An 8634-nucleotide genomic window follows, 5' to 3' on the forward strand; every position below is an offset into this window, starting at 1 on the left:
GTGTCTCCGTCGCCGAAATGATGCCGCCCATCGCCTCAGTGAATCCCCGTGCCACCGACAGCCCGAGGCCGACGCCGGCGCCGACGACTACGTGACCAAGCCGTTCGGAATGGACGAGTTCCTAGCACGGCTGCGCGCCGCCGCACGACGCAATGCCGCGACCGCCGAAATCGACCAGCCAATAGTGGAAACCGCCTCGTTCACCGTGGATCTGGCGGCCAAGAAAGTCACCAAGAACGGCGGCGAGGTCCACCTGACCCCCACCGAATGGGGCATGCTGGAGATGTTGGTGCGAAACCGGGGAAAGCTAGTCGGCCGCGACGAGTTACTCACCCAGGTATGGGGACCGGCATACGCAAAGGAAACCCAATATCTTCGGGTCTATCTAGCGCAGTTGCGCCGCAAACTCGAAAACGATCCCTCAAACCCCAAACACCTGCTCACCGAGGCGGGGATGGGCTACCGATTCGAAGTGTGAATTTTTGAGGTTTTGAAATCCGCCGGCGCGGATATGCCTGGGAGAACCTAGCGGAAGGAGTTTTACCGTGATGTTCACCCAGATCGCCAAGAAAACGGCAATAGCCGCGGCCGGCGTCACGACGGTCGGAATGCTTGCGGTGGCGCCGGCTTCTGCAGACCCACAGGTGGTCGGATTCGGCCAAACCGAAGAGATTCAGAGCCCCGGCGGGGCCATCGACTACACCGTCACGGACCTGCAACCCAGCGGGCACAACGACGGCATTTGGTACTCGGATGTGACTGCCCGGGCGGTAAGCGGTTCTCCCACTCCGAATATCGCTGACTTCAACGCACGCGCCGTTAACAGTTCAACGTTTGCGGTGATGAAAGGCAACGAGGTCGACGGCCTGCCCAACGGACCGCTCGCCGCGGGCAGCCAGACCAGCGGCCGACTCTACTTCGACGTCAAGAACGGCACCGCGCCGGACAGCGTCGTCTACCGCGACGCCGCGGGCGTCGACAAGGTTGTCTGGAAGCACTAGTCATGTCGCCTGCGGCGCAGCCAGATCCACCACCAGGGTCAGTCCGCCGCCCGGCGTCTCGGTGGCGTCAATGGTTCCGCCCATCGATTCGACGAATCCCCGCGCTACCGACAGGCCCAGGCCGATACCGGTGGTGTTGTTCTGATCGCCGATCCGCTGGAACGGCTCGAAGAGGCGCTCGCCACCGGGCGGTAGGCCGCGGCCCTCGTCAGCGACGTTGATCAGCACCCGATCACCGACCTGACACGCACTGACCCGGATCGGGCCATCGGGCGCATAGCGCAACGCGTTGTCCAGGAGATTGGCCAACACCCGCTCCAGCAATCCGGCGTCGGCCAGCACCACTCCGTCGCCGACATCGACTTTGATCCGGTCGATGCCCGAACGGAAGTAGCCGGTCTTGCCCCGGCCGATGCTGACCAGGGCCCGTTGCACGGCTTCTTCCAGGTACACCCGGCTCAGCTCGGGGCGTACCACCCCGGCGGCCAACCGGGATGAGTCGAGCAGATTGCCGACCAGCGCGGTGAGTTGGTCGATCGACTCCTCTACGGTGGCCAGCAGTTCGCGGGTGTCCTCCGGCGAGAACCCGACGTCTTCGGCACGCAGGCTCGACACCGCGGCCTTGGCAGCCGCCAGCGGCGTGCGCAGATCATGACTGACCGCCGACAGCAGAGAGCGGCGCAGCTCATCGGCTCGCATGACGGCCTCGGATCGATTCGCCTCGTCGGTGAGCTCCCGTTGCCTGACCAGTCCGGCCGCCTGTTTGGCCACCGCGGACAGCACCCGCCGATCACGCGCCGCCAACTGTCTGCCCGCGATCAGCATCCAGAATTCGTTGTCGCCGACGTCGATGGCGGTGTCCGCAGTGTCGACAGTGGTACACGGGTCATTGCCCGCGGCGGCAATCACGGTCGGACCGGCCTGCTGGCCGTCGAGAGTGGGTCTGCGCAGGATGCTCACCGCCCGTAGGGCATAGGTCTCGCGGACACGTTCCAGCAACGTCTCGAGGTCGGCGCCCCGCAACACCGATCCGGCGAACAGCGCCAGCAACTCCGCCTCCTGGGACGCACGCCCGGCCTCCCTGGCGCGTTCGGCGGCCCGGTCCACCAGCACCGACACCGCGACCGCAACCAACAGCAGCACGATCTCGGTGACCGCCGAATCGGATTCGGCGATGGTGAAACTGTGTCGCGGCTCGATCAGGAAGTAATTGAGCAGCAGGCCGGATATCACGGCCGAAAGAATTGCCGGGGCGACACCACCGAGTAGGGCCACCGCCAGCACGCTGATGAAGAACAGCGCGCTCTCTCCGCCCAAGCGCAGCATCGGATCCAGCCATGTCGCCGTGATCGCACAGACCACCGACGGCACGAGCAGCGCCGCCAGCCACGGCAGCACGCGACGTTGCCGCGCTGAGATCGGTGTGATTCGGAAACCTTGCTTGGACTCTTCATGAGTCACGATGTGTACATCGATCTTGCCGGACCGTCGCACCACCATCGCGCCGATGCCCTCGTCGAACAAACGCGCCCAACGGGATCGCCGCGAGGTCCCGATCACCAACTGGGTGGCGTTGACTTCGCGGGCGAAGTCCAACAGCGCGGTCGGCACCTCGTCGCCGACGACGATGTGCAACGAGGCACCGAGACTGGTCGCCAGCTCACGGATCTTTCCCAGCCGCGCAGTAGGTACGGCCGAGTGCCCACCGCCATCCAGCACATGAAGCGCCAGCAACTCGGCGCTGGACTTCGAGGCGATCCGCGAGGCACGCCGAACCAGCGTCTCCGATTCCGGGCCGCCGGTGACGGCCACCACCACCCGCTCGCGGGCTTCCCAAGTATCGGTGATCTTCTTGTCCGCCCGGTACTTCGCCAGTGCGGCGTCCACCTGATCGGCCACCCACAGCAGTGCCAGTTCCCTTAGCGCCGTGAGGTTTCCGCTGCGAAAGTAGTTGGACAACGCGGCGTCGACCTTCTCCGGCGCGTAGACGTTGCCGTGGGCGAGCCTTCGGCGAAGCGCCTCCGGAGCGATGTCGACGAGTTCCATCTGCGACGCCTGACGGACGAACGAATCCGGCACGGTCTCCTGCTGCTCAACCCCAGTGATCTGCGCGACAACGTCGTTGAGGCTCTCCAAATGCTGCACGTTGACCGTGGAGATCACCGTGATCCCCGCGGCAAGCAGTTCCTCGATGTCCTGCCACCGTTTGGGGTTCACACTGCCCGGCGTGTTGGTGTGGGCCAACTCGTCGACGAGCACCACCTGCGGTCGTCGCGCCAACACCGCAGGAACGTCGAGCTCGGGAAAGCGCTTGCCCCGATAGTCGATCCAGCGGGGCGGGACGACTTCGATGCCCTGGATCAGTTCCGCTGTCTTTCTGCGACCGTGCGTCTCGACCACGGCCGCCACCACGTCGGTGCCCCGTTCCAACCGCCGGTGGGCCTCACCGAGCATCGCGTACGTCTTGCCGACGCCGGGGGCCGCACCCAGGTAGATGCGCAACTCCCCACGTCGGCCGCGCGAGCCATAACTACTCACCGGAAAATCATCCATCGGAACAGCAGCCGGGAACAGGATGTTGCTGGTCCAGTTCCAAGTTCACCGCAACCACGTTGACGCGGGCCTCACCGAGGAATCCGAGCAGCCGTCCGCTCTGGTGAGCACGGACCACGGCGCGGACCTGATCGGCGCGCATCCCCCGGGCCTTGGCGACCCGGTCGACCTGCAGTTCGGCGTAGGCCGGTGAGATATCGGGATCCAGGCCGCTGCCGCTGGCGGTGACGGCGTCGGCGGGGACCCGTGGCTGTTCGGCCGCGGCCCCCCGGATCGGCACGACCTGGCCGGCCGAGTAATCCTCGTCGGGCCGGGCACATTCCACCCGAACGCCGCGATAGCTGGATACAAATGTCTCGCTGCCGGTGGCGCACGGCTCATTGACGCTGACCACGCGGGTCGGGCGGGCGACGGTCCCGCTGGGGTCCCGCGGGCCGAACACCGCCAGTACCGCGCCCCGCCCACTGGCAGTGCAGAACGGCCGCGACGCGGCCCCCGCGTCCAGGCCTTCGGTCTTGGCAACCGCCACACTGCGGGCACAGACCTGGGTGAGCAGGCTCGGCCGATCGGGCAGGTCGACGATGCTCTCCGGACCCAGATTGCTCGCTCCGCTGGCCAAGGCGTCGTAGCCGATTCCGGCTCCCGACGGCCTGCCCTGAAAGTACTGCGGCAGCGGCCGGCCGGCAGTGTCGGTGAACGACTGCCCGATCAGTGCGCTTGCGACCGGTCGGCCGGCGGCGTCGGTGATCAGTGACCCTTGAGCACGTTCATGCAGACCCGGGATCTGCGCCACCAGCCAGACGAACACCGGGTAGCCGATACCGAGCACGACGGTCAAGACAAGCAGTGCGCGCAACGCCGCCCAGTGGCCCCGCACCAAACCCGCAAATCGCATGTCACCCCATCCCGGGCAGAAGTTGAACCAGCAGGTCGATGAGTTTGATCCCGACGAATGGGGCCGCGATCCCGCCCAGGCCGTAGACGGCGAGGTTTCGGCTGAGCAGCTTGGACGCGCTGCCCGGAACGTAGCGAACCCCACGCAGTGCCAGCGGAATCAGCGCGGCGATAACCAGCGCATTGAAGATGACCGCCGACAGGATCGCCGACTGCGGGCTGTGCAACCTCATCACGTTGAGCAGAGCCAAACCCGGGAAGATCGTCACGAAAAGCGCTGGGATGATGGCGAAATACTTGGCGATGTCGTTGGCGATCGAGAAGGTGGTCAGGGCACCTCGGGTGATCAGCAGCTGTTTGCCGATCTCCACGATTTCGATCAGCTTGGTGGGGTCCGAATCCAGGTCCACCATGTTGCCCGCCTCCTTGGCGGCGCTGGTGCCGGTGTTCATCGCCACCCCGACGTCGGCCTGCGCCAGCGCCGGTGCGTCGTTGGTTCCGTCGCCGGTCATCGCGACCAGTCGCCCACCCTGCTGCTCCCGTTTGATCAGCAGCAGCTTGTCTTCGGGGGTGGCTTCGGCGAGGAAGTCGTCAACCCCGGCCTCATCGGCAATCGCCTTGGCGGTCAACGGGTTGTCACCGGTGATCATCACGGTCCGAATACCCATCCGGCGCATCGCGTCGAACCGCTCCCGCATGCCCTGCTTCACCACGTCCCGCAGATGAATGACACCGAGCACCACGGCGGGCCCGCCGACCAGCACCTCACCGACCACCAGCGGTGTTCCACCGGCAGCGCTGATGCCGTCGACGATCCGGCCGAGCTCGGCGGGGACGTCACCGCCGTGGCCGCGCACCCAGTCGCTGACGGAATTGGCGGCGCCCTTGCGTAATTGGCGTCCGCCGATGTCGACCCCGGACATGCGAGTTACTGCGGTGAACTCGACCCAGGACGCTGCCGTGAGCTCGCCCGGTGTCCGGTTTCGTAGCCCGTAGGCCTCCTTGGCGTAGACCACGATGGAGCGACCCTCGGGAGTTTCGTCGGCAAGACTGGACAGTTGCGCGGCGTCGGCGAGTTCGTCGGCGGTCACCCCGGTGATCGGAAGGAATTCCGATGCCTGCCGGTTGCCCAGCGTGATCGTGCCGGTCTTGTCCAATAGCAGGGTGTTGACGTCGCCGGCGGCCTCAACCGCCCGGCCGGACATGGCTAGCACATTGCGCTGCACCAGCCGGTCCATGCCGGCAATTCCGATGGCGGACAGCAGCGCACCGATCGTGGTGGGGATCAGACAGACCAGCAGGGCGACTAAGACGATGCCGGTGACACCGTTGCCGTCGAGTGCCGCCGTATCTGCGACGCCCGGGTTGTTGGCCTTGGAATAGATCGCCAACGGCTGCAGCGTTGCGACGGCCACCACGAAGATCAGGGTCAGCGCGGCCAGCAGGATATTCAAGGCGATCTCGTTCGGGGTCTTCTGCCGGTTGGCGCCCTCGACCAGTGCGATCATCCGGTCGACAAAACTCTGCCCTGGTTTCTGGGTGATTCGGACCACAATCCGGTCCGACAACACCAGCGTCCCGCCGGTGACCGCGGAACGGTCGCCGCCGGATTCGCGGATCACCGGGGCCGATTCACCGGTGATCGCCGATTCGTCCACCGATGCGATGCCCGCCACCACGTCGCCGTCGCCGGGGATGATCTGACCCGCTTCGACGACGACGACGTCACCTCGTTGCAGTAGCGGCGCCGCGACCGCCTCTTCGATACCGGGCGTGTTGGGTGCCCAACCGCGTAGCCGACGTGCGACGGTGTCGGACTTGGACTTTCGCAGTGCTTCGGCCTGCGCCTTCCCGCGGCCTTCGGCGACCGCCTCGGCCAGATTGGCGATGACTACGGTCAGCCACAACCAGCACACGATCAGCCAGCCGAACCAGGTCGGCTCGCCGATGGCCAGCACCGTGGACCACACGGCGCCGATCTCGACGATCAGCATCACCGGATTACGCCACAGCGTGCGGGGATCGAGCTTGCGCAACGCCTCGGGCAGTGCGCTCAGCAGCATGCTTGTGTCCAAGTGCACGTCAGTGCAGCCCTTCAGCGAGTGGCCCCAATGCCAGTGCCGGCAGGAAGGTGAGGGCGACCAGAATGAGTGTCACCCCGACGACCATGCCGACGAATTGGGGCTTGTGGGTGGGCAGCGTGCCCAGGGATTCCGGAGTCTGACCCTGGGCAGCGAGCGCCCCGGCCAGCGCAAGCACCAAGATCATCGGTAGGAACCTGCCGATGAGCATCGCTATCCCTAGCGCGGTCTCGTACCACGTCCCGTCGGCTGCTAAGCCCGCGAACGCGGATCCATTGTTGTTCGCCGCGGAGGTAAACGCGTAGAGCACTTCGGAGAGTCCATGCGGGCCGGTGTTGGCCATCGCCGCGCGCGGGCCCGGCAACGCGATCGAGATCGCCGTTCCGCACAGCACAACGACCGGGGTCACCAGGAAATAGCTTGCCGCCAGTTTGATCTCGCGTGCACTGATCTTCTTGCCCAGGTATTCCGGGGTACGCCCGACCATCAACCCGGCGACGAACACCGTGATCACCGCGAGGATCAAGATGCCGTACAGGCCCGAGCCGACACCCCCGGGGGCGACCTCCCCAAGCTGCATGTCGACCATCGTCAGCAGGCCGCCCAGACTGGTATAAGAGTCGTGGGTGGAATCTACTGCGCCGGTTGAGGTCAGCGTGGTCGCCGCGGCGAAGACCGCCGAGTCGGCCACGCCGATTCGCTGCTCGATCCCTTCGGTCGCGGCCCCCACGGCGGTCGGGACGGTGCCGTGATGCGCCAGCTGCGACCAGCCGAGCAGGCTGACGCTGATGAGGGCGATCACAGCCATCACGGCGGCGATGGCGTGGCCCTGTTTGGTGTTGCCCACCATTCGGCCGAAGGTGCGGGGCAGCGAGAAGGCTATGACCACCAGCAGGAAGATCTCGATCCAGTTGGTCCACGCGGTCGGGTTCTCGAACGGATGCGCGGAGTTGGCGTTGTAGAAGCCGCCCCCGTTGGTGCCGAGCAGCTTGATCACCTCCTGGCTGGCCACCGGGCCACCGGGAATGGTCTGCGGCGCACCAGTCAGGGTCGCGACTGTCTGGTCGTTGAGGTGAAAGTTCTGGACCACCCCGCCGACCATCAGCACCGTCGCGCCGATGACCGCGATCGGCAACAAGATACGCAGGGTGCCGCGAACCAGATCAACCCAGAATGAGCCTAAAACCGCAGTGCGCTGACCCACGAACCCACGGACAAACGCGACGGCGACCGCCATGCCGACCGCGGCGGACACGAAGTTCTGCACCGCCAGGCCGGCCATCTGCACCAGATGCCCCTGCGTCGACTCGCCGGCATAGGCTTGCCAGTTGGTGTTGGTGACAAAGCTGACCGCGGTGTTCCACGCCAACCCAGGCGTCATCGATGTCGCCGGATCATCCAGATGCAGGGGAAGCTTTCCCTGGATGAGCTGCAGGATAAACAAGAACACCACGCACACGGCCGAGAACGCCAGCACACTGCGTGCATAGCCGGCCCAGGTCTGTTCGGACTCCGGGTTGACCCCGATCGACCGGTAGACGAATCGCTCGCTGCGGGAGTGCGTTTCACGGGTGTAGACCCGATACATGTAGTCGCCCAACGGTACGTGCACCGCAACCAGCGCCACGACCAGTGACGCCAGGAACAGCACGCCCGCGGCTGTCGTACTCAACTAGAACCGTTCCGGGAACAGCAGTGCGGCCACCAGCAGCGCTACCACCGCGACAGCCAACGTCAGACCCACGGCATTGGCGAGGTTCACAGTCGCTCAACCAACTTCAGCGCCCCGCCGAGCAGGGCGAAGATCACCACCGTCAACAGTAGGTAGGCCACTACAGCCACGTGTTCTCCGTTCTCGAGAACCCGATCGGGTCAGCCATGAAGTTAGACCCGGTCACCAGGCACGACAGAAACCGTTGACGCTTTCTTTACGCTCGAGGAGTCGACTTTTACGCCTTTACGGCCGGCCGGCAGATCGCTAGTGTCGTGAGTCGTTAATTCGCTTGCAGTAGTTACCGATTGATTCGAGGATTTGGTCGGCGGTTTTGGTCCAGACGTAGGGCCGGGGGTTGTCGTTCCAGGTTTGGATCCAGGTGCGGATATCA

General features: G+C 65.2%; 7 protein-coding genes and 1 pseudogene. 2 read left to right on the forward strand and 6 right to left on the reverse strand.

The annotated features are described in order from the left end of the window. Both BN4346_RS47080 and BN4346_RS47085 read left to right on the forward strand, forming a co-directional pair. On the forward strand, positions 1–478 hold a 478-nt coding region (locus tag BN4346_RS47080), incomplete at its 5' end, for a winged helix-turn-helix domain-containing protein (RefSeq protein WP_235653839.1). Between the two features lie 67 nt (positions 479–545). Continuing rightward, a complete protein-coding gene (locus tag BN4346_RS47085) occupies positions 546–1001 on the forward strand; it encodes a DUF1942 domain-containing protein (RefSeq protein WP_067977120.1) in 456 nt (151 codons plus the stop codon). Here the strand turns inward: BN4346_RS47085 and BN4346_RS47090 are convergent, their stop codons facing one another. The 6 genes and pseudogenes from BN4346_RS47090 to BN4346_RS47115 form a co-directional block, all read right to left on the reverse strand. Beyond that, positions 1002–3554: a DUF4118 domain-containing protein gene (locus BN4346_RS47090; RefSeq protein ID WP_067977121.1), complete on the reverse strand. Its 2553-nt coding sequence runs from the start codon at positions 3552–3554 to the stop codon at positions 1002–1004. Beyond that, positions 3547–4449, reverse strand: a complete 903-nt coding sequence (locus BN4346_RS47095; RefSeq protein WP_067977122.1) for a potassium-transporting ATPase subunit C — start codon at positions 4447–4449, stop codon at positions 3547–3549. The genes BN4346_RS47090 and BN4346_RS47095 overlap by 8 nt, the downstream gene beginning before the upstream one ends. A gap of 1 nt (position 4450) precedes the next feature. Beyond that, positions 4451–6511 carry a potassium-transporting ATPase subunit KdpB gene (gene kdpB, locus BN4346_RS47100; protein WP_078058906.1) on the reverse strand — a complete coding sequence of 687 codons (2061 nt, stop codon included), beginning with the start codon at positions 6509–6511 and terminating at the stop codon, positions 4451–4453. Between the two features lie 19 nt (positions 6512–6530). Beyond that, a complete protein-coding gene (kdpA, locus tag BN4346_RS47105; protein WP_067977124.1) occupies positions 6531–8201 on the reverse strand; it encodes a potassium-transporting ATPase subunit KdpA in 1671 nt (556 codons plus the stop codon). Further along, positions 8202–8291, reverse strand: coding sequence for a potassium-transporting ATPase subunit F (locus BN4346_RS49410; protein ID WP_109562166.1), 90 nt, complete (start codon positions 8289–8291; stop codon positions 8202–8204). 216 nt (positions 8292–8507) lie between these two features. Further along, positions 8508–8634: pseudogene (locus BN4346_RS47115) on the reverse strand (IS630 family transposase); the annotation flags it as partial.

This window comes from Mycolicibacter icosiumassiliensis (assembly GCF_900078685.2).
GTDB classification, from domain to species: Bacteria; Actinomycetota; Actinomycetes; order Mycobacteriales; family Mycobacteriaceae; genus Mycobacterium; species Mycobacterium icosiumassiliensis.